Annotated in this window: 1 rRNA gene; it reads right to left on the bottom strand. The window is 50.0% G+C overall.

Annotation, left to right across the window (positions count from 1 at the left end):
- Positions 1-210 (bottom strand): 23S ribosomal RNA (locus tag NNO04_RS22760); the annotation flags it as partial.

The following is a 210-nucleotide window of genomic DNA, read 5'->3' as shown; positions in this document are numbered from 1 at the left end:
ATCAGCGTGCCTTCTCCCGAAGTTACGGCACCATTTTGCCTAGTTCCTTCACCCGAGTTCTCTCAAGCGCCTTGGTATTCTCTACCTGACCACCTGTGTCGGTTTGGGGTACGATTTTGTGTTACCTGATGCTTAGAGGCTTTTCCTGGAAGCAGGGCATTTGTTACTTCAGCACCGTAGTGCCTCGTCATCACACCTCAGCGTTAATAA

Origin of the sequence: Citrobacter sp. Awk 4 (assembly GCF_028069725.1) — a bacterium.
Taxonomy (GTDB): domain Bacteria; phylum Pseudomonadota; class Gammaproteobacteria; order Enterobacterales; family Enterobacteriaceae; genus Citrobacter_D.
The sequence above is the reverse complement of the archived record's forward strand: the minus strand, read 5'-3'. Positions and strand labels throughout refer to the sequence as shown.